At 71.0% G+C, this 19375-nt stretch carries 17 protein-coding genes; 7 read left to right on the forward strand and 10 right to left on the reverse strand.

The genetic code is table 11. The features are described from left to right. The first annotated feature begins 608 nt into the window (after positions 1-608). Positions 609-3764 (forward strand): DNRLRE domain-containing protein, encoded by a 3156-nt coding sequence (locus tag ACIRSU_RS15130; protein WP_403792137.1) that lies wholly within the window; start codon positions 609-611, stop codon positions 3762-3764. 75 nt (positions 3765-3839) lie between these two features. On the opposite strand, the gene ACIRSU_RS15135 is transcribed toward ACIRSU_RS15130, so the two are convergent. Further along, entirely contained in the window at positions 3840-4952 is a 1113-nt protein-coding gene (locus ACIRSU_RS15135) for a ferritin-like domain-containing protein (protein ID WP_403792139.1), read from the reverse strand. Between the two features lie 127 nt (positions 4953-5079). On the opposite strand from ACIRSU_RS15135, the gene ACIRSU_RS15140 reads away from it, so the two are divergent. The 4 genes from ACIRSU_RS15140 to ACIRSU_RS15155 all read left to right on the forward strand — a co-directional run bounded on the left by ACIRSU_RS15140 (position 5080) and on the right by ACIRSU_RS15155 (position 8328). Further along, positions 5080-6015, forward strand: a complete 936-nt coding sequence (locus ACIRSU_RS15140; RefSeq protein ID WP_403792141.1) for a diiron oxygenase — start codon at positions 5080-5082, stop codon at positions 6013-6015. 60 nt (positions 6016-6075) lie between these two features. Further along, positions 6076-6798 carry a TetR/AcrR family transcriptional regulator gene (locus ACIRSU_RS15145; protein ID WP_403792142.1) on the forward strand — a complete coding sequence of 241 codons (723 nt, stop codon included), beginning with the start codon at positions 6076-6078 and terminating at the stop codon, positions 6796-6798. 25 nt (positions 6799-6823) lie between these two features. Next, entirely contained in the window at positions 6824-7105 is a 282-nt protein-coding gene (locus tag ACIRSU_RS15150) for a hypothetical protein (protein ID WP_403792144.1), read from the forward strand. A 74-nt stretch (positions 7106-7179) separates the two neighbouring features. Continuing rightward, positions 7180-8328, forward strand: a complete 1149-nt coding sequence (locus ACIRSU_RS15155; protein WP_403792146.1) for an NlpC/P60 family protein — start codon at positions 7180-7182, stop codon at positions 8326-8328. Here the strand turns inward: ACIRSU_RS15155 and ACIRSU_RS15160 are convergent. Genes ACIRSU_RS15160 through ACIRSU_RS15180 form a run of 5 tightly spaced genes read right to left on the reverse strand, consistent with a single transcriptional unit; the run spans position 8298 to position 13821 of the window. Continuing rightward, positions 8298-9536: a styrene monooxygenase/indole monooxygenase family protein gene (locus tag ACIRSU_RS15160; RefSeq protein ID WP_403792147.1), complete on the reverse strand. Its 1239-nt coding sequence runs from the start codon at positions 9534-9536 to the stop codon at positions 8298-8300. The two genes, ACIRSU_RS15155 and ACIRSU_RS15160, sit on opposite strands and share 31 nt — an antisense overlap. Before the next feature lie 20 nt (positions 9537-9556). Continuing rightward, positions 9557-10237: a GTP-binding protein gene (locus ACIRSU_RS15165; RefSeq protein WP_403792149.1), complete on the reverse strand. Its 681-nt coding sequence runs from the start codon at positions 10235-10237 to the stop codon at positions 9557-9559. Next, entirely contained in the window at positions 10218-10646 is a 429-nt protein-coding gene (locus tag ACIRSU_RS15170) for a DUF742 domain-containing protein (protein WP_403792150.1), read from the reverse strand. Before ACIRSU_RS15170 ends, ACIRSU_RS15165 begins: the two co-directional genes overlap by 20 nt. Next, positions 10643-11116, reverse strand: a complete 474-nt coding sequence (locus ACIRSU_RS15175; protein ID WP_403792151.1) for a roadblock/LC7 domain-containing protein — start codon at positions 11114-11116, stop codon at positions 10643-10645. Before ACIRSU_RS15175 ends, ACIRSU_RS15170 begins: the two co-directional genes overlap by 4 nt. Further along, a complete protein-coding gene (locus ACIRSU_RS15180) occupies positions 11113-13821 on the reverse strand; it encodes a nitrate- and nitrite sensing domain-containing protein (RefSeq protein ID WP_403792153.1) in 2709 nt (902 codons plus the stop codon). The genes ACIRSU_RS15175 and ACIRSU_RS15180 overlap by 4 nt, the downstream gene beginning before the upstream one ends. Before the next feature lie 373 nt (positions 13822-14194). Here ACIRSU_RS15180 and ACIRSU_RS15185 point away from each other — a divergent pair, with 373 nt between their 5' ends. Further along, entirely contained in the window at positions 14195-14980 is a 786-nt protein-coding gene (locus tag ACIRSU_RS15185) for a protein phosphatase 2C domain-containing protein (RefSeq protein ID WP_403792155.1), read from the forward strand. 21 nt (positions 14981-15001) lie between these two features. On the opposite strand, the gene ACIRSU_RS15190 is transcribed toward ACIRSU_RS15185, so the two are convergent. Continuing rightward, the gene (locus ACIRSU_RS15190) at positions 15002-15487 is read right to left on the reverse strand and encodes a MarR family winged helix-turn-helix transcriptional regulator (RefSeq protein ID WP_403792158.1); all 486 of its coding nucleotides are present in this window, start codon (positions 15485-15487) and stop codon (positions 15002-15004) included. 245 nt (positions 15488-15732) lie between these two features. Here ACIRSU_RS15190 and ACIRSU_RS15195 point away from each other — a divergent pair, with 245 nt between their 5' ends. Then, positions 15733-16584, forward strand: a complete 852-nt coding sequence (locus ACIRSU_RS15195) for a lysozyme (protein ID WP_403792160.1) — start codon at positions 15733-15735, stop codon at positions 16582-16584. A gap of 386 nt (positions 16585-16970) precedes the next feature. On the opposite strand, the gene ACIRSU_RS15200 is transcribed toward ACIRSU_RS15195, so the two are convergent. From ACIRSU_RS15200 to ACIRSU_RS15210, 3 genes are read right to left on the reverse strand one after another with little or no spacing between them, the layout of a single operon-like run. Then, complete coding sequence (locus tag ACIRSU_RS15200; RefSeq protein ID WP_403792162.1) at positions 16971-18122, reverse strand: RNA-guided endonuclease InsQ/TnpB family protein; 1152 nt, start codon at positions 18120-18122, stop codon at positions 16971-16973. Between the two features lie 51 nt (positions 18123-18173). Then, positions 18174-18443 (reverse strand): DUF397 domain-containing protein, encoded by a 270-nt coding sequence (locus ACIRSU_RS15205; RefSeq protein WP_403792163.1) that lies wholly within the window; start codon positions 18441-18443, stop codon positions 18174-18176. Beyond that, on the reverse strand, positions 18425-19258 hold the full coding sequence (locus ACIRSU_RS15210; protein ID WP_403792165.1) for a Scr1 family TA system antitoxin-like transcriptional regulator: 834 nt from the start codon (positions 19256-19258) through the stop codon (positions 18425-18427). Before ACIRSU_RS15210 ends, ACIRSU_RS15205 begins: the two co-directional genes overlap by 19 nt. Between the last annotated feature and the right edge of the window lie 117 nt (positions 19259-19375).

Consider the following 19375-nt stretch of genomic DNA (forward strand, 5'->3'; position numbering starts at 1 on the left):
AGGACAGCAGAAGGACTATGGCCGTGCGGCTTCGCCGCCGGCGCCTTCGTTGTGACTCTGTCAAGGCTGGGCGTCCTCGCCCCAGCCATGACAGCGGACCTGAAGCACGCATACGCGTCGACTCCCACCCTGGCGGATCATTCAACGGACGAGGTGCGGAAACACCCACGGTGCGGAAACACCAAAAGGCACACGTCTGGCTCAGGCGCGTGCGTGCGCACTCTCTGTCATGTCCGGCACAGAGTTCAAGATCGGCCCGATGGCCGGAAACCCACTTGAGGTGATCTCCGTCACGCGGCGAAACGGATCAGATCACTCCGCTAACGGCCTTTCAGCCCCTTGGCCGCCAAAGGGTCGAACACGATCATTACAACCCCAGAAACCCCCCTGAAGCGGACTTGATTGATACAACTTCGCATCGGTTCCGCTTTTGCATAACGGATTTACAACATCATCACGCATGGACGCGGATCTTCGCATGTGTGATCGTGTGCGCGCCTTCTGCCCCGCGGCCTGCCGACCGGGGCTGTCTGTGCTGTCCTCAATCCGCTTGGTTCCCACGGGAGTAGACCGCCGTGACCGCGCCGCCCCGATATCTCAGCCCATTCGTGCGCACGCGCACGCGGCTGTCTCTGACCCTCGGCCTCGTGCTGGCCGCACTGACCGCCGCCCTGCTGCCCTGGTGGCACCCCGGCGGCACGACCCCCACCACCGCGGGCGGCGCCACCGACGCCACGCCCGCCTCGACCGGCCCGCGTGACGAGGCCGCCGCCGTCACCGAGGCCCTGCGCACCCACAAGCAGGTCCTCGTCGACACCGCCACCACCGCCACCTCGCTCACCTGGGCGCTGCCCACCGGGCAGTTCAAGGTCCGGATCAACGCGGCCCCGGTCCGGGCGAAGAACGCGTCCGGCCACTGGGCCCCGGTCGACAACACCCTGAAGCGAACGCCCAAGGCTCCCAAGGGCCTTGGCATCGCGCCGGTGAACGCGCCCGTCCCGGTCCGCTTCGCGAGCGGCAACGCTCCGCATCCGCGCGCCGACCGCTCCTTCACCCGCGCCGAGACTCCGGGCGAGACCCTGCTCGCCGAGGTGGAGCTCGCCGGTCACACCGTCGCGTACACCTGGCCGGGCGCGCTGCCCGAGCCGGTGCTCGACGGCCCCCGCGCCCTCTACTCCGAGGTGCTGCCGGGCGTCGACCTGCTGCTCGTGGCCCGTGAGGAGGGCGGTCTGGCCCAGGCCCTGATCGTCAAGACGCCCGAGGCCGCGCACAGCGAGGCCCTGGCCACCGTCTCGTACGGACTGCGTGCCGACGACGCCGTCTTCCGCAGCGACGACAAGGCCAAGCGGGTCCAGGTGCTCGACAAGGCCGGCAAGGAGATCGGGTCGGTCCCCACGCCCTTCGCCTGGGACTCCAGCGGCCGTGACCCCGAGCTGCCCGGCGGCACCGAGCACCGTACGGCGACCGGCACCCCCGCCGACGTCCTGAAGCTCTCCGGCCTCACCGGCGTCGAGCCGGGCGCGCAGTCCGCGCAGCTGCCGATGGGCCTGGACGGCGAGGGCACCGGCACCGCCCACCTGAAGGTCGGCTTCGCCGCGACCGGCCTGGCCGACCGCAAGGACGTCACCTACCCGCTGTTCGTCGACCCGTCGCTGAACCCGGGCTGGCAGGCGTGGACGGTGGCCTACAAGCCGTACCCGAGCACCAGCTTCTGGAACGGCACCAACTTCTCCTCCGGCACCTCCGACGCCCGCGTCGGCCACGAGAGCGACACCGGCGGCACCGCCCGCTCGTTCTGGCGGATGGACTGGGACAGCAGCATCAAGGGCGCGGACATCAGCTCCGCGACCTTCAAGGTGCTCAACAACCACTCGTGGTCCTGCACGGCCCGTGAGTTCCAGATCTGGCGCACCGGCTCCATCTCGTCCAGCACGACCTGGAACGCCCAGCCGAGCTGGTCGGACGACCTCCAGCACAAGTCCTTCGCGCACGGCTGGTCGACCTCCTGCCCGGACGACTACGAGGCGTTCAACGTCAAGGACGCGGCCCAGTACTCCACGGACCACGGCTACTCGACCGTCACCCTCGGCATGCGCGCCACCAGCGAGTCCGACGTCCAGACCTGGCGCAAGTTCAAGGCGACGTCCGCGGTGATCGAGGCCACGTACAACCGCAACCCGAAGGAGCCCTACAACGGCTCCTCGAAGCCCGGCGGCGTCTGCACGCCCGGCCCCGGCGCGGGTGTGACGGTCGGCAAGACCGGCATCACGCTGACGGTGACCGCCACGGATCCCGACAAGAACCTGAGCAAGGTCCGCTTCCGCTTCTGGAAGACCGGCGGCACGATCCCGGCCGGCGACTGGGTCACGTTCGCCGCGGGCGGCGACACCAAGTCGATCACCATCCCGGTCACCGACGCGCGGCTGAAGGACCTCACGACCACCACCACCTTCTCCTGGGACGCCATGGCCCAGGACTCCAACTCGCCCACCCCGGCGACCTCGTCCGTCTACCCGCCGGGCACCGAGCCCTGCCGCATCACGGTCGACCCGAGCGGCCCCTCGCAGCCCGTCGTCAGCAGTGACGTGTGGCTGCCGGTGAACAACGACGGCACGGTCTGGGCGACCCAGCCCTTCGGCACGACCGCCCCGATCACCTTCGAGTCGCCCGAGGCGGTCAAGTTCACCTGGTCCTGGGGCGGCGTCGCCCCGGTCACGGTGAACGCCACCGGCGGCGCGGCGACCGTGCCCAACCTGCAGCCGCCGAACTCCGGCCCGAACACCCTCCAGGTGTACGCGTACGACAACCTGGGCAACCCCAGCGCGCGGACCGACTACACCTTCTACGTGCCGCCGAAGAACACCGCCGACACCCCCGGTGACGTGGGCGGCGACGGCATCGCCGACCTGCTGGTCGTCGACGAGAACGGCAACCTGAAGACGTACCCGGGCCAGACCAACGGCGAGCTGTACCAGAAGCTGTCCGCCTCGTACCTCATGGGCGCGGACGGCAAGCCGGCGCTCGACCCGGCCGGCCACTGGTACGACCCGGCCACCGGCAAGTCCGCCCTGATCGCGCACTACGCGGACGCCTACCCCGGCGACGGCACCACGGACCTGTTCGCCCGTACCCCGGACGGCGGCTTCTGGCTCTACCCGGGTGACGGCTACGGCTCCTTCGACGTCAGCAAGCGCATGAAGGTGCGCCTCCCGGCCAACGCGCCCGCCCCGTCCACCTGGGACACGCTCAAGGCCGTCGGTGACATCACCGGCGACAAGGCGCCCGACTTCGTCGTGAAGGCCGGCACCGCCTTCTGGATCCTGTCCGGCTACAGCGGCGGCACCATCCAGACGGCCACCCTCGAGGAGGGCACCGCCTGGGCCCGTCGCGACATCGTCAACGTCGCCGACATGAACAAGGACGGCACGCCCGACCTGCTCTGGCGGAACCTGGACAACGGCAACATGTACCTGCGCCGCGGCAAGCCGGGCACGGGTGCGGGCAGCGTCGACCTCAACTCGATCGCGCTCGCCGCCAACTCCGCCGCCGGTGTCGACGAGAACTTCGGCACCGGCTGGACCGACGCCAACGTCAAGTACGCGATCGGTGTCCCGGACCTCAACAACGACGGCATCCCGGACATCTGGGCGCTGTTCGTCTCGGACGGCCACATGGCGATCTACAACCCGTCCACGACGAACACCAACGCACCCGTGAAGACGGTGATCTCGTCGGGCTGGACGACGAAGAAGGCGTTCGGGTAGTCCCGGAAGCCCGGAAGGGGTGAGCCCCCGGCGCGCTGATCACGGCGCCGGGGGCTCACCCCTTTCGCGTACGGTCTACGAGGCCGCCGCCCCGCCCTCCGCGATCGTCGCCTCGACCTCCTCGACCCGCTCCCGCTCCTCCGCCGCGAACCGCTCGCGGTCGAGCGCCTCGGCGATCTCCTCGTCCTGGGTCATCAGCAGGTCGAGGTTGGAGTCGCCCAGGTCGAAGACGCCCATGTCGAGGTACGCCTTCTGGAGCCGCTCGCCCCACAGCCCGATGTCCTTGACGCAGGGGACGATCCGGCTGAACAGCAGCTTGCGGAAGAGGTGCAGGAACTCGCTCTGCTCGCTGAGCGCCTCGGCCTCCTTCTTCGGGATGCCGAAGTTCTCCAGGACCTCGACCCCGCGCAGCCGGTCCCGCATCAGGTAGCAGCCCTCGATCACGAACTCCTCGCGCTCGCGCAGTTCGGCGTCGGTGAGCTGCTTGTAGTAGTCGCGCAGCGCCATCCGTCCGAAGGCCACGTGCCGGGCCTCGTCCTGCATCACGTACGCCAGGATCTGCTTGGGCAGCGGCTTGTCGGTGGTGTCGCGGATCATGCCGAAGGCGGCGAGCGCGAGGCCCTCGATGAGCACCTGCATGCCGAGATAGGGCATGTCCCAGCGGGAGTCGCGCAGGGTGTCGCCGAGCAGGCTCTGCAGGTTGTCGTTGATCGGGTAAAGCATCCCGATCTTCTCGTGCAGGAAGCGCCCGTAGATCTCGGCGTGCCGGGCCTCGTCCATGGTCTGGGTGGCCGAGTAGAACTTGGCGTCGAGGTCGGGCACGGACTCCACGATCCGGGCGGCGCATATCATCGCGCCTTGCTCGCCGTGCAGGAACTGGCTGAACTGCCAGGAGGCGTAGTGCCGGCGCAGCTCGCCCTTGTCCTTCTCGGTCATCTTCGCCCAGTGCCGGGTGCCGTGGAGCGACATGGCCTCGTCGGGGGTGCCCAGCGGGTCGTACGGGTCGACCTCCAGGTCCCAGTCGATGCGCGTGGCGCCGTCCCACTGCTTGTCCTTGCCCTTCTGGTAGAGGGCGAGGAGGCGGTCGCGGCCCTCGTCGTACTCCCAGTTGAAGCGGGCGGCGCCGGCGGCCGGCACCTGCCAGACCGACTCCTTGGGGGCCTGGGCGTAGAGGTCGTGCGTCGACACCGACGGCTCCTTCCTTCGGTTTCCCCTTCGGTTTCCAGCAGGCAGGCTCACACGTTGGTAGACGCAGGGTCAACAAGTCGTGCGTGAGGGATTGACGACGTTACTGACGGGGAGTCTTATAAGTGGCATGCCCCGCCTCACCGAGCCCGACTTCGCCCTCCTGCGGGACGCCCTGGGCCCGCTGCGCGACCGCGAGCAGGTCGCGGAACGGCTCCTGGAGTCCTCCGCCAGGCACTCCTTCGACCCCGACACCGAGCTCGACTGGGACGCCCCCTTCGAGGACGGCAAGTGGTTCTGGCCGCCCGAGCTGGTCTCCCTCTACGGCACCCCGCTGTGGCGGAGGATGTCCGAGGAGCAGCGGGTCGCACTCTCGCGGCACGAGGCCGCCTCGCTCGCCTCGCTCGGCATCTGGTTCGAGATCATCCTGATGCAGCTGCTCGTCCGGCACATCTACGACAAGCCGCTCACCAGCAACCACGTCCGCTACGCGCTCACCGAGATCGCCGACGAGTGCCGGCACTCGATGATGTTCGCCCGGCTGATCCGGCGCGGCGGGACGCCCGCGTACCCGGTGCCGCGGGTCTACCACAACCTCGGCCGCATCCTGAAGGCCGTCTCGACCACCCCCGGTTCCTTCGCCGCGACCCTGCTCGGCGAGGAGATCCTCGACTGGATGCAGCGGCTGACCTTCCCGGACGAGCGGGTGCAGCCCTTGGTCCGCGGCGTCACCCGCATCCACGTGGTCGAGGAGGCCCGCCACGTGCGGTACGCACGGGAGGAGCTGCGCCGCCAGATGGCCACCGCGCCGCGCTGGGAACAGGAGTTCACCCGGCTGAGCTGCGGCGAGGCCGCCCGGGTCTTCTCGGTCTGCTTCGTCAACCCGGCCGTGTACGAGCACGTGGGGCTGGACCGCCGCGAGGCCGTGGCCCAGGTGAAGGCGAGCGGCCACCGCCGCGAGGTGATGCAGTCGGGCGCGAAGCGGCTCACCGACTTCCTGGACGACGTCGGGGTGCTGCGGGGCGCGGGGCGGCGCCTGTGGAAGTCGTCGGGGCTGCTGGCCTGACATCCCCCGGGTTCGACCGGAGCCCGCTCCCGCCCGGCGGTGCGGGGTTACGCTGCGGACATGACGAGTCCCGCCTCGCCCGCGTACCGCCGGCTCAGCGTCGAGGAGCGGCGGATCCAGCTGCTCGACGCGGCCCTGACGCTCTTCGCGCACCGGCCGCCGGAGGACGTGTCGCTCGACGACGTGGCCGAGGTGGCGGGGGTCTCCCGGCCGCTCGTCTACCGCTACTTCCCGGGCGGCAAGCAGCAGCTGTACGAGGCGGCGCTGCGCTCCTCGGCCGACGCCCTGGAACGCTGCTTCGCCGAGCCGCCGGCCGGTCCGCCGACCGAGCGGCTCGCCCGGGTCCTGGACCGCTATCTGGCCTTCGTCGACGGGCACGACGCCGGCTTCGCGGCCCTGCTGCGCGGCGGGAGCGTCGCCGAGACCTCCCGGACCAGCGCGATCGTCGACGAGGTGCGGCGGGCCGCGGCCGAGCAGATCCTGTTCCACCTGGGCGTGGAGCGGCCCGGTCCGCGCTTCGGGATGATGGTGCGCACCTGGATCGCGGCCGTCGAGGCGGCGTCGCTGATCTGGGTCGACGAGGGCAAGCGGCCGCCGGCCGCGGAGCTGCGCGACTGGCTGGTCGACCACCTGGTGGCGCTGCTCACGGCGACGGCCGCGAGCGACCCGGAGACGGCCGGCGTGGCGACCCGGCTGCTCGCCCAGGAGCGGGCGGCGGGGCCGGTGGGGCGCCTGGCGCGCGGCGTGCTCCCGGTGGTCGGCGAGGCCGCGCACCTGCTGTGACGCTTTTCTGACGGACACTGGTGGGGTGAGAAGCGAGAACACCCCCTTCCGCGGCGGCCCCCTCGACGGCAAGGTGCTGCCGGTCCTGACCGGCCCGACCGGACACCCGCCGAAGTGGTACGAGGTGCCCGTCCCGGCCCACGACGGGCACCCGGCGACGGTGTACGCGTACCGCCGCGAGCCGGCCGGCTACACGAAGCGGCTCGGGCTGCAGCGCGGCTGGGTGTACGAGTACGCGCCGGAGGGGCGGGAGCGCCGGGAGCTGAAGTGGCCGTGGTCGAAGCCGTCGGGTGCGCCGTCCGAGTGAGCGGACAGGACACCACCCCGATCGTCCGGTAATCACACCATTCATCACGTCATCATCCGGGTGGAGGTGATGACGTGCCGCGACGACGCCTGCTGCGCACGGTCTGCACGAGCGTGTTCGCCCTGACGACGCTGGCCGGGACGGCGACGGCCGCCCCCGGCGCCCCGACCGACCCCACCGACTCGGTCAGCGGCCTGCTCACCCGTCTCCGTACCCTCTACCAGGAGACGGAGCGGGCCAGCGAGGCGTACAACGCCGCCGACGAGGCCCTCAAGCGCCAGACCGCCGACACCAGACGCACCGGCGCCGAGCTGACCGCCGCCCGACGCGCCCTGGAGAAGGGCCGGAACGAGGCCGGGCGCCTCGCCCGGAAGCAGTACCAGGGCCGCTCCGAACTCTCCCCGTACCTCGGCCTGCTGCTCGCGCCCGACCCGCAGCACGCCCTGGACGAGAGCCATCTCCTCGCCCGGGCGGCCCGCGCCCGCGTCACCGTCGTCACCCGCCTCCAGGCCGCCGAGAAGAAGGCCGACGCCCTGGCCACGGCCTCCCGCAAGGCCCTGGAGCAGCGCAAGGCGCTCCTCGACAGCCGGAGGAAGCAGCAGGAGACGGTCCGGACGAAGCTCCGCCAGGTCGAGGGGCTGCTCGCCTCGCTCAGCGCCGACCAGCTCGCCCGCCTCACCTCCCTGGAGACCACCCAGACCGCCGGCGCCCAGAGCCAGCTCCTCGGCTCCGGCGCGCTCGCAGGCCACCGCACACCCTCCGCCGAAGGCGCCGAGGCACTGCGCTTCGCCGTGCGCCAGATCGGCAAGCCGTACGAGTGGGGCGCCGAGGGCCCCGACACCTACGACTGCTCGGGCCTCACCCAGCGGGCCTGGGCGGCGGCCGGCCGCGAACTCCCCCGCACCAGCCAGGAACAGTGGCAGACCCTCCCCCGCGTCCCGCTGAGCGAGCTGCGCCCCGGCGACCTGGTCGTCTACTTCCCCGAGGCCACCCACATCGCGCTCTACCTCGGCGACGGCCTGGTCGTCCACGCCCCCCGCCCCGGCGCCCGCGTCAAGGTCTCCCCGCTCGCCGCCAACCCCTTCCTCGGCGCCGTCCGCCCCGACCCCGACGGCCCGCCCCTGAAGACGTTCGCGCCGCCCGAGCTCCCGGCGGGAGCCACGGACGGCGCGGACGAAGGGTTCTCGGGCGATCAGGCCCCGGACGCCACCGACTCCAGGTAGGCGGCGGTCTTCTCCGGCTCGAAGAAGAAGTTCTCGAAGTCCGCCGGGTCGTCGAAGCCGTTCGCGAAGCGGTCGGCGACCGGCTGGAGCTGCCCGGCCGCGCCGATCAGGTTCAGGACGTGCTCCGGCGGGACGCCCAGCATCGCGTTGGTCCACTTGGTGACGTGCCGCGCGATGTCCCAGTAGCGGTCGAACGTGGCCCGCATCCACGCCTCGTCGAAGGGGCGGTCGCCGTGCTCGACGATCGAGTCGAGGTAGACGGCGGCGCACTTGGCGGCAGAGTTGGAGCCCTGGCCGGTGATCGGGTCGTTCGCGACGACCACGTCGGCGACGCCCAGGACCAGGCCGCCGCCGGGCAGCCGGCCGATCGGGTTGCGCACGGTCGGGGCGTAACGGCCCGCCAGCGTGCCGCCCGCGTCGGTCAGTTCGACCTTCGTGGCGCGCGCGTACTCCCACGGCGTGAACTTCTCCATGAGCTCCAGCGTGAGCGCCAGGTGGTCCGCCGGGTCCTTCACACCCCGGAAGGCGTCGACCGGGCCGCCCGGGATGCCCTCCCAGAAGAGGATGTCGGCGCGGCCCGAGGTGGTGAGGGTCGGCATCACGAACAGCTCGCCGACGCCCGGCACCAGGTTGCAGCGGACCGCGTCGAAGTCCGGGTGCTCCGGGCGCGGGCCGAGCCCGTGCACATAGGAGACCGCGAGCGCGCGCTGCGGCTCGCTGTACGGGGAGCGCTCGGCGTCCCGGCCGAACATCGAGACCAGCTCGCCCTTGCCGGCCGCGACGAGCACCAGGTCGTAGCCGCGCGCGAAGTAGTCGAGGTCGCCGACGGCCGCGCCGTGGATGACCAGCTGGCCGCCGCGCTGGGCGAAGGTCTCCAGCCAGCCGGCCATCTTCACGCGCTGGTCGACGGACTGCGCGTACCCGTCGAGCTTCCCCACCCAGTCGATCGCGCGCCCTGCGTCAGGCGCGGCGACGGAGACGCCGAGGCCCTCGATCCGCGGGGCCTGGGACTCCCAGAAGTTGATGCCCAGGTCGCGCTCGTGCTGGAGCGCGGTGTCGAACATGCACTGCGTGGACATGACCCGCCCGGAGCGGATCTCGTCCGCCGTCCGGTTGGACATGAGGGTGACTTCGTAGCCCTTGGACTGCAGTCCGAGGGCGAGCTGGAGGCCGGACTGACCGGCCCCCACGATGAGTATCTTCCGCATGGCGGGGAGGCTCCTGGGGTTTACTCGGGGGTTGCTTCGAGCGCGTGCTCGACCATCGCGAGCAGCGTCTCGACCACGCTGTACCGCTTGCGCGCGTCCATGATCATGACGGGTACGTGCGCGGGCACGGTCAGCGCGTCCCGGACGTCCGCCTCCTCGAAGCGCTCGGTGCCCTCGAAGTGGTTGACGGCCACGATGTAGGGCAGGCCGCAGCTCTCGAAGTAGTCGAGCGCGGGGAAGCAGTCGGTCAGCCGGCGCGTGTCGGCGAGCACGATCGCCCCGATCGCCCCGCGCACCAGGTCGTCCCACATGAACCAGAAGCGCTGCTGCCCCGGCGTGCCGAAGACGTACAGCACCAGGTCGTCGTCGAGCGTGATCCGGCCGAAGTCCATCGCCACGGTGGTGGTCAGCTTGTCCGGCGTGGCGGTGAGGTCGTCGGTGTCCTCGCTCGCCTGCGTCATCAGCGCCTCGGTCTGCAGCGGGGTGATCTCCGAGACCGCGCGGACGAAGGTGGTCTTGCCGACGCCGAAGCCGCCCGCGACAACGACCTTGGTCGCGATCGGGGCGCGGGTGTGGTCCAGCTGCCAGTCCTGGGCGCCGTCCTCGGGATCGGGCACGCTGTCGGGCTCGCCCCCCGTCGGCTGGGCGGGGATGCCGGTGAGCACCGGCGCGTCGGTTGCGTCAGAGACGACGGAGTCCACTCAGCACCCTTTCGAGGAGCGCGCGGTCGGGACGGTCGGTGCCGTGACCGGTCCCGTACACACGGATCTTTCCCTGGTCGGCCAGGTCGCTGAGCAGCACCCGGACGACACCCAACGGCATCTTCAGAAGCGCCGAGATCTCCGCGACGGTCCGCATCCGGCGGCAGATCTCGACGATGGCCCGCATCTCCGGCATGAGGCCGCGCGCGGCGGGCCCACCGTCGGTGAGGACTTTACGCTCGGGCGCGGCCCCGATGGCCGCGATGTCGAGCGCGGCCACGAAGGTCTCCACGAGGAGCACGTGACCGAAGCGGGTACGGCCGCCGGTGAGCGAGTAGGGACGGACCCGGGAGGGGCGGCGCCCCTCCCCGCGTATCGGCAGCCGATGGGCGTGGGTCGCGGACGTCACTGGTAGCTCTCCATGGACTTCGCCAGTTCGCTGCGGAGTTCCGGCGTCAGGACGTGCCCGGCGCGGCCCACGAAGAGCGCCATGTGGTACGCGACGACGCTCATGTCGCAGTCGGGCTCGGCGTGCACGCCGAGCAGCGAGCCGTCGCTGATCGACATGACGAAGACGCTGCCCTCGTCCATGGCGACCATGGTCTGCTTGACCCCGCCGCCGTCCATCAGCCGGGCGGCGCCCACGGTGAGGCTGCCGATGCCCGAGACGATGGTGGCGAGGTCGGCGGTGGAGCCGCGCGGCCCGGTGGGCCGGTCGGCCGTGCCCTGGACGTCCGGGTCCGACGAGAGCAGGAGCAGCCCGTCGGACGACACCACGGCGACGGAGCGGACCCCCGGCACCTCCTCGACCAGGTTGCCCAGCAGCCATTGCAGGTTGCGGGCCTCACTGCTCAGCCCGAATGTTCCGGTCGCGGTCAACTGCGTGCCTCCTCGACTGTGTCCCCCGTGTTCTCCTCGGTACGTGCTGTCTGTGCGGCCCGGATCTCGTCGGCCACGTCACGGCGGCCGTTCGCGGCCCCCCGCTGGAAGCCTCCGAGCCGGCGGCGCAGCGCCTCGGCGTCCACGCCGCCGCGGCGTATCGGCGTGGTGGTCGTCTTCTCCTGGCGCACTATCCGCGGCGTGCGCTTGGGCAGTCCCTTGTCGGTGACCCGCTCCCACTGGCCGGGCCGGGGGCCGGGCTCGGGAGCCACGGCCGCGTCTTCCACGCGCTCGTGGGCCTCGGGCTCGGGCGGCGGCTGCGGCAGCCGGATCTCAAGGGTGGTCTCGGCGAGGGACTCGGCGGGCGCGGACTCGGGCTCGGGCTCGGGCTCGGCGAGGGTCTCGACGTGGGTCTCTACGGGTGCGGGCTCCGGCTGTACGGGCTGCGCCGGCTCCGGGTCCGTGGTCGTCGCGGCCTCCGCCTCGGCGATGGCCCGTTCCGCTGCCTCGACCAGCGGGTCGCGATGGCGGGACGGCAGGGTGTTGGAGTTGGCCTCGGCGACCGATCCGGGGAGGGTGAGGACCGGGGCCGGGGAGACACCGGCGACCGTGACCGTGGGAGGAACGGCGGTCGGCGGGGCGGCGGGGAGGAGCGGCAGCGGCAGCACCACGACCGCGGCGACGCCGCCCTGCTTCTGCTCGCGCAGCTCGACCCGTACGCCGTGCCGCGCCGCGAGCAGCGCCGTCACCCGGATGCCGAGGCCCTCGCCGTCCGGGCCTGCGGCCTCGGGGGTGGCGAGCCGCGCGTTCAGCTCGGCCAGCCGGTCGGGCGCGATGCCGATCCCGCCGTCCTGGACGGAGAGCATGACCTCGCCGGACTCCAGGAGCCAGCCGGAGAGCTGGACCTGGGTGTCGGGCGGCGAGAAGGAGGTCGCGTTCTCCAGGAGTTCGGCGACCAGGTGGCTCAGGTCGTCGGCGGCGAAGCCGGCGATCTGGGTGTGCGGCGGGAGCGACTGGATGCTGACCCGCTCGTAGCGCTCGATCTCGCTGACGGCGGCGCGCAGCACGTCGACGAGCGGGACCGGGCCGGGGTGGCCGTGGTGGTGCTCGTGGCCGGCGAGGACGAGGAGGTTCTCGCTGTGCCGGCGCATGACGGTCGCCATGTGGTCGAGCTTGAAGAGGGTGGCGAGCCGGTCCGGGTCCTGCTCGCGCTCCTCCAGCTTCTCGATGACGCCGAGCTGGCGCTCGACGAGCCCGAGGCTGCGCAGCGAGAGGTTGACGAAGGTGTGCTGGACGGTGCCGCGCAGCCGCTCCAGTTCGGCGCTGAGCAGCGCGTTCTGGCCCTGGAGTTCGGCGCGCTGGGCGGCCAGCTCGGCGGCGATCGCCTCGCGGGCCCCGGCCAGGTCGGCGCGCTCGCCGTCGAGCTGCTCGACCCGGGCCGCGAGGGCGGCGAGCTTGCCCTGGAGCGTGTTGAGCGACCGTACGACCTGGGCGAACTCGTCGTTGCGCCCGGTGAAGCGGATCGGCTCCTCGTGGTGCGGCTCGGGCGCGGCGGCGAGGCGGGCCGCGCCGATGCGCAGCACGGCGAGCGGCCGGGTGAGCGAGCGGGCCACGTAGGTGGCGATGCCGACGGCGACGAGCAGGCAGCCGCCGAGGAAGGCGACGCGCAGTTCGAGCGCGGTGACGTCGTCGTCGCGGAGCTGGGCGAGGTGCTCGGCGCGCTGGGTGGCGAGGGCGGACTCGACGCCGCGCATCTGCTCGATGCGGGCGGAGAGCGCGGCGTCCAGCTTGGCCGGGTCGGTGTTCAGCTCGGACTCGGAGAGCTCGGGCCGGTCGGTGAGCCGGGCCAGGTAGCGCTCGGCGTCCTTGACGTCGGGGCCGGTGACGCCGGCGGCGAGCGAGTCGCGGGCGGGCGTGGTGGCGGCCTGGTCGAAGTCGGCGAGGGCGGCGAGTTCGCGGACCCGGGCCTGCGACGCGGCGGCGGTGAGCGCGTCACGGTTCCGCTTGTCCTCGTCGGAGCCCTCGGCCGCCTCGGTGACGTACGTCCCGGTGACCGGGTCGTAGTGGGTGGTGGTGCTGGTGGTCGCGGGCTTGGGCACGGCGAGCGCGGCGAGCAGCAGTCCGCGCTCGGCGGAGGCCAGCTCGGTGGCCCGGCCGAGCGCGGCGGGCGCCCGGACGGCCTCGGCGGCGCGGGCCGGGGTGCGCTCGGCGAGCTGGTCGGAGAGCGCCTGGAGCTTGCCGATGACGTCGGTGTACGCCTTGTGCGCCTCCAGGGCGGTGCCCTTGCCGGTCAGCGCGGTGCGCCGGATGGAGGGCAGGGCGGCGAGCTCGCGGCGCAGGTCCTCGGGGGCGGCGGCGCGGATCTCGTCGATCTGGCGGTCGACTCGGGCGGACCGGGCGCCGCTGATCCGCTTCCTGTCCTTGCCTTCGCCCTGCTGGTCGTCGCGGCCTGCGGCGATGTACGCGACGACCTCGTCGCGCTCGTCGGAGAGGGAATGGGCGAGGGTGACGGCCTGCTGGTCGAGTTCGGCGAGCGCGACCAGGTTGACGGTCTCGTCGAGGTCGGCGGAGGCGGTCAGGACCGCCGGGGCGCCGGCGGCGAGCACGGTGACGCCGACCAGGGCGACTCCGGCGACGAGCCGGCTGCGGACCCGCTTGGTACGGCCGGCCGGGGCCGGGGGGGTGTTCTGCACCGGTGCTCGCATTCTCGACTCGTCCGCCCTTGACGCAGAGGTGACGACCGGTCACATGTAAGAGCCCCCACCCCTGGTGTGTCTTCCGACCATTTCAGCGGTTCTGGTCGGGGGACTCGCATCGGCCGCTGCGCCACCCGAACGAGTGAACAACACTCAGTAGTTGGCTAACAACTCGTGTCGGCGAGCGCCGGGGCGCCGGGCTTACCGTCGGTTGGATCTTCCGCGCGGGCTTTGGCAGGATGCCCCGCCGCAGCTTCCCGGAGGTGCCAGTTCCGGCCTTCCGCGCCCTTCACAATCCGTTGGTACAGGCCAATTTCCGCCGTTTGGAGGCGATGTGATGGAGCGATGCGGAGCCGCCGCGAGGCGGGGCAGACTGCGGATCATGCGGACCGAGACGGCGACCCTCCCCGGCAGTCCCGAACGCCCCAACGAGGACTGGTCGGCCACGGCTCAGCCCGCCTCCGGGGCGGGCGGCACGGTGGTCGTCCTGGACGGGGTGACGCCCCCGAGGGGTGACGACGGCTGTGTGCACGGGGTGCCCTGGTTCACCGCGAGACTCGGTGGCGCTTTGACGGAACTGTCCGCTTCACGGGGCGATCTGACGCTGGCCGAGATTCTGTCGCTGGCAATCCGGCGCACCGCGGACGCCCACCGGACCACCTGTGACCTTTCTCACGTACGCACTCCGCAGGCGACGGTGGCCATGGCGCGCTGGGACGGGGCGACGGTGGAGCACCTCGTCCTGTCCGACGCGGCCCTGCTCCTGCGGTCCCCGGACGGCGCGGTACGGGCGGTGCTCGACGACCGGCTCGACCGCGTCCCGGACGAGATCCTGCGCTCCCTGGAGGCCACGGACCGGCTGCGCAACCGCGAGGGCGGCTTCTTCACGGCGGCCGCCGACCCGTCCGTCGCGGCCCGGGCGGTGACCGGTACGACCCCGAGGTCGGAGGTCCGCGCCCTCGCGGCGCTCACCGACGGCGCGACCCGGTGGGTGGAGCTGTTCGGGGCGGGCGACTGGGCGGACCTGTTCGCGGTGCTGACGAAGGAGGGCCCACAGGGGCTGATCGAGCGGGTGCGGGCGCTGGAGGCGGCCGACGCGAGGGCGGGCGGTCCGGCGCGGCGGTGGAAGCTCCACGACGACGCGACGGCGGTGTACGTGGAGCTGTAGCCGGCCCTTCGCGGATGCCGGTCAGCCCTCCGCCGACCGGACGTTGAAGTGGTGGAGCAGCCGTGCCAGTTCCGCGACCTCGGCGCGGTCCCAGTCGGCGAGCTTGCGCACGTACCGCTCGCGGCGGGCGTCCCGTACGTGCCGGAAGCGGCCCTGCCCCTCCTCGGTGAGCCGGACCAGCGAGGCGCGGCCGTCGGCCGGGTCGGGGTCGCGGGCGACCAGGCCGAGCTCCTCCAGGGCGCGCAGCTGCCGGCTCATCGTGGCCTTGCCGACGCCGAACCAGCCGGCCAGGTCGGTGGCGCGCTGCGGTCCGGCCTCGTCGAGCCGGACGAAGAGGCCGTAGGCCGCGGGCTCCAGTTCGGGGTGGACCTCGCGGGCCATCTCGCCGGACTGGGCGCGGGCACGGCGCAGGAAGACCGCCAGTTCGCGCTCCAGGGCGAGGAACTCCTGGTCCACACCACTCCCGGGCTTGGGTCCGGATTCACTCCCCGTACCGCTTCCGTGCACGTCAGCACCCCTCGTGCGCTTTCCGCTCGCTGAAAGTTTCTTCCGGCCGCGGCCATCGCCGCAGCTCGTTGCAGTATTTCGCAGGAGTAGACCAACGGCACCACCCAGGCCCCCTTCCGCCCGCGGGTCTACGTGCGTAGCGTCGTTGTCGGCGACCTCGCCTGACATGTTCAGAACATGTCTGCCAGGACATGCCCCGGAACATGTCTCCCCGCTCCCCCCACCGAGCCTTTCGGAGGCACGCAATGCGTGTGCACAGATCCGGAACATCCCTCGCCGGTGCCGCCCTCGCGGCCCTGACCCTCCTCCTCCCCCTCTCCCTCGCGGGCACGGCCGACGCCGCCGACGCCGACGCCCGTGCCGCCGCCGCCCAGAAGACCCCGGCACGCGGCTCCGCCTGGATGGGCATGGGCGTCATCGCCCACGACGGCCAGGGCGGCAAGCCCGCCGGCGGCGTCTCGCTCCAGGCCGGCCAGACCGAGGGCGTCGACGTGTCCAGTCACAACGGGAACGTGGACTGGGCGACGCTGTGGAACAGCGGAGTCAGGTGGGCCTACGTCAAGGCGACGGAAGGCACGTACTACAAGAACACCTACTTCACCCAGCAGTACAACGGCTCGTACAACGTGGGCATGATCCGCGGCACGTACCACTTCGCGACGCCCGACACGACGAGCGGGGCGACGCAGGCGGACTACTTCGTGAACAACGGCGGCGGCTGGTCCGGGGACGGCAAGACCCTGCCGGGCGCGCTGGACATCGAGTGGAACCCGTACGGCGCGACCTGCTACGGCAAGACGCAGTCCGGGATGGTGGCCTGGATCCAGGACTTCGTGAACCGCTACAAGTACCGGACCGGCCGGGACCCGGTGATCTACACGGCGACGAGCTGGTGGACCCAGTGCACCGGCAACTACGGCGGCTTCGCGTCCACCAACCCGTTGTGGATCGCGCGCTACGCGACGGACGTCGGTACGCTGCCGGCGGGCTGGGCGTACTACACGATGTGGCAGTACACCTCGTCCGGCCCGACGGTGGGCGACCACAACCACTTCAACGGCGACTACTCGCGGGTGCAGGCGCTGGCGAACGGCTGAGCCGACCTACGCGAACGACCGGCGGGGCTCCGGAACCCCGCCGGTTTCGCACTCCCGCGCTCTGCTGGCGCCCGGCTGCGGCCTCGGCGGCCGCACTCACCGCCCTCACCTCGGCGGTCGCCCAGGCCTACGGCGCCGTCTTCAACCGCTGAGCAGAATCGCCGCCTGCTGCACGAAGGCCCTGAGCCCCCCCCCGACGCGCAGCTGTGTAAGAACCTCGTCGCCGTCTCGGCACCCAGCCGCTGTACGACTGGAACGAGCTGGCATCCTCCCGGTCCTGAAGGACCGGGGTTCCATCCGCCCGCATGGTGCGGGCCCTGGCGGGTTCCTGTTTCATCACGCACCGCCCTGGCTAGGCAGGGTCTTACACGCGCTCCGCAGGCGTTTTACCTCTCGGCCTGCCCGGCCGCGAAGATCCGTCGCCCTTCGGCACGGACGTTGGACTCGGCATTCTCGTCCCGGTCGTGGCGCGCTCCACACGAGCACACCCACCACCGAATGCTCAGGCCCTCCAGTCCCTTCGGCCCTTCGACGGAGCCGCACACGGAGCACAACTGTGTGGACGGGAAGAACCGGTCCACCTTGGCGAAGCCGCGCCCGTACCGGGCGCACTTGGCTTCCAGAGTGCGGACGAACATGCCCAGGGACTGGTCGTGGACGGACTTGGCGCGCTTGCCCTTCTTCGATCCCATACCCTTCACGTTCAGATCCTCCAGATAGACCGCTTGGCTTTCGCGGACGATCCGGGTGGTTTCCTGCTCGATGAAGTCGCGGCGCTGGTCCGCAATTCTGGCGTGGATCTTCGAGACGGCGAGTTTCGCCTTCCGGTAGTTGCTGGAGCCTTTCTCAGCGCGGAACAGCTTCCGCTGCGCCCGGCGGAGCTTCTTCTCCTGGCGGCGGAAAAACTTCGGGCTGCTGATCTTCCGGCCACGCAGGACCGCGTAGGAGGACAGACCGAGGTCGATACCCGTCTCGGTGTCGTCCAGGTCCAGTTCCGGGAGCGGGGTGTCCTCGGTCTCGACCACGAACGAGGCGAAGTACCTTCCGGCCGGGTCCTTGACGACCGTGACCGAGGACGGGCCGGAAGGCAGCGGCCTGGACCAGCGGACCTCCACATCGCCCAGCTTGGCGATAAACAGCCGGCCGCTGGGACGCAGAACGAACCCGTTGCGGGTGAGCCGGATCGACTGCCGCCCCGTCTTCTTCTTCATTTTCGGCGGAGCGATCTTCGGCCCCTGCCGCACACCGCGCTTGGAGGCGAAGAAGTTCCGGTAGGCGGTGTGCAAGTCCTGTAAGGACTGCACCAACGCCACCGACGGGGCCTCCTTCAGCCACTCCCGCTCGGGGGTCTTCTTCGCGGCGGTGATCACCATCTTCTGCAAGGTGACATCGGAGATGTACGGCTCGCCGTTCCGCCACGCGGCCCGACGCTCCCGCAGAGCGTCGTTGTAGACCACCCGGGCACAGCCGAAGAAGCGAGCCAGATCCCGCTGCTGCCGGGCAGTCGGATAGATCCGCTCGTTGTACCGCAACTTCATGACTCACCTCCCCGGACCGGTCGGGATCAAGACAACATGATTTCGCTTCTCTCAGCCCTTGAGGGCGGCGACGAAGGACGCCCAAGCCGGCGCGGCCACCACGAGGACCGGGCCGGCCGGCACCTTGCTGTCCCGGACGGGGACGACGCCGGGGACGCCGTCGAGGACCTCGACGCAGGATCCGCCGTCGCCGTCGCTGTAGCTGCTCTTGCGCCAGGCGGCGCCCGCGAAGTCGTAGGTGACTTCGACGCACTCGCCGCCGTCGCCGTCGCTGTAGGAGCTCTTGAACCAGTGGGCGTGGGTCAGGTCGTAGGCGCGCATCGTCTGTAGTCCTCCGCCGCCGATTCGATCAGGGCCAGGGACGCCTCCGGCGACAGCGCGGCGGCCCTGAGCAGATCGTAGGCGGCCAGTGCGCGCTTCACCACAGCCGGATCGTCCAGCAGATTGCCCGAATACACCGCCTCCGTATAGGCCGTTGGCGGCTGGTCCTCGAACTCCATCAGCTGGATCATCTTCCCCATCTGGGGATAGGCACCGGCCGCGAACGGCAGCACCTGGATCAGCGCCTTGCGCTCGCGCGAGGCCGCCAGGAGCTGGTCAAGCTGTTCGGCCATGACCGCCGGACTGCCGACCGGGATGCGCAGCACCGTCTCGTGCAGGATCACCCAGTACATGGGCCGGGTCGCGTCCTTGAGGATTGCGGCCCGGTCCATCCGGCCCCGGACCTTCTCCTCCAGGTACTCATCGGTGGCGAGCGGATTGCTGGCGAGGGTGACGGCCCGTGCATAGGCAGGCGTCTGGAGCAGTCCGGGAACGGTGGTGGGCGCGAAGGCGCAGATCTTCGTCGCCCAGACCTCCAGCTCCGCCGCCGCCTGGAAATACGACGCGTACGGTGACCGATTGATCAGCTTCCGCCACGTCCGTTCGAACAGGCCCCCCGTCTTCAGCACGTCGTCGAACAACTTCGCCAGATCCAGCTGCGGTTTCCGGATTCCCTGTTCAAACAGGCCGATGTACGCCGACGAGACGAACACCCGCGCGCCCAACTCGCTCTGCGTGAGTCCCGCCGCCTCGCGGCGCTCCTTCAGCAGCTCGCCGAAGAACTCCCACGCTTCCTGCCGTTTCGCCTGACCCATGGCTCAACTCCCCGACCCGCCAGTTCAGTTGCCACCCCCGTAGCCGCTCCCGACCCTACGGATTCACCGGCCGCCCCGATACGCAAATGCGCGAAATTCACTCGAACGGGATTCACG

It is taken from the genome of Streptomyces sp. NPDC101160, assembly GCF_044768205.1.
GTDB lineage: Bacteria > Actinomycetota > Actinomycetes > Streptomycetales > Streptomycetaceae > Streptomyces.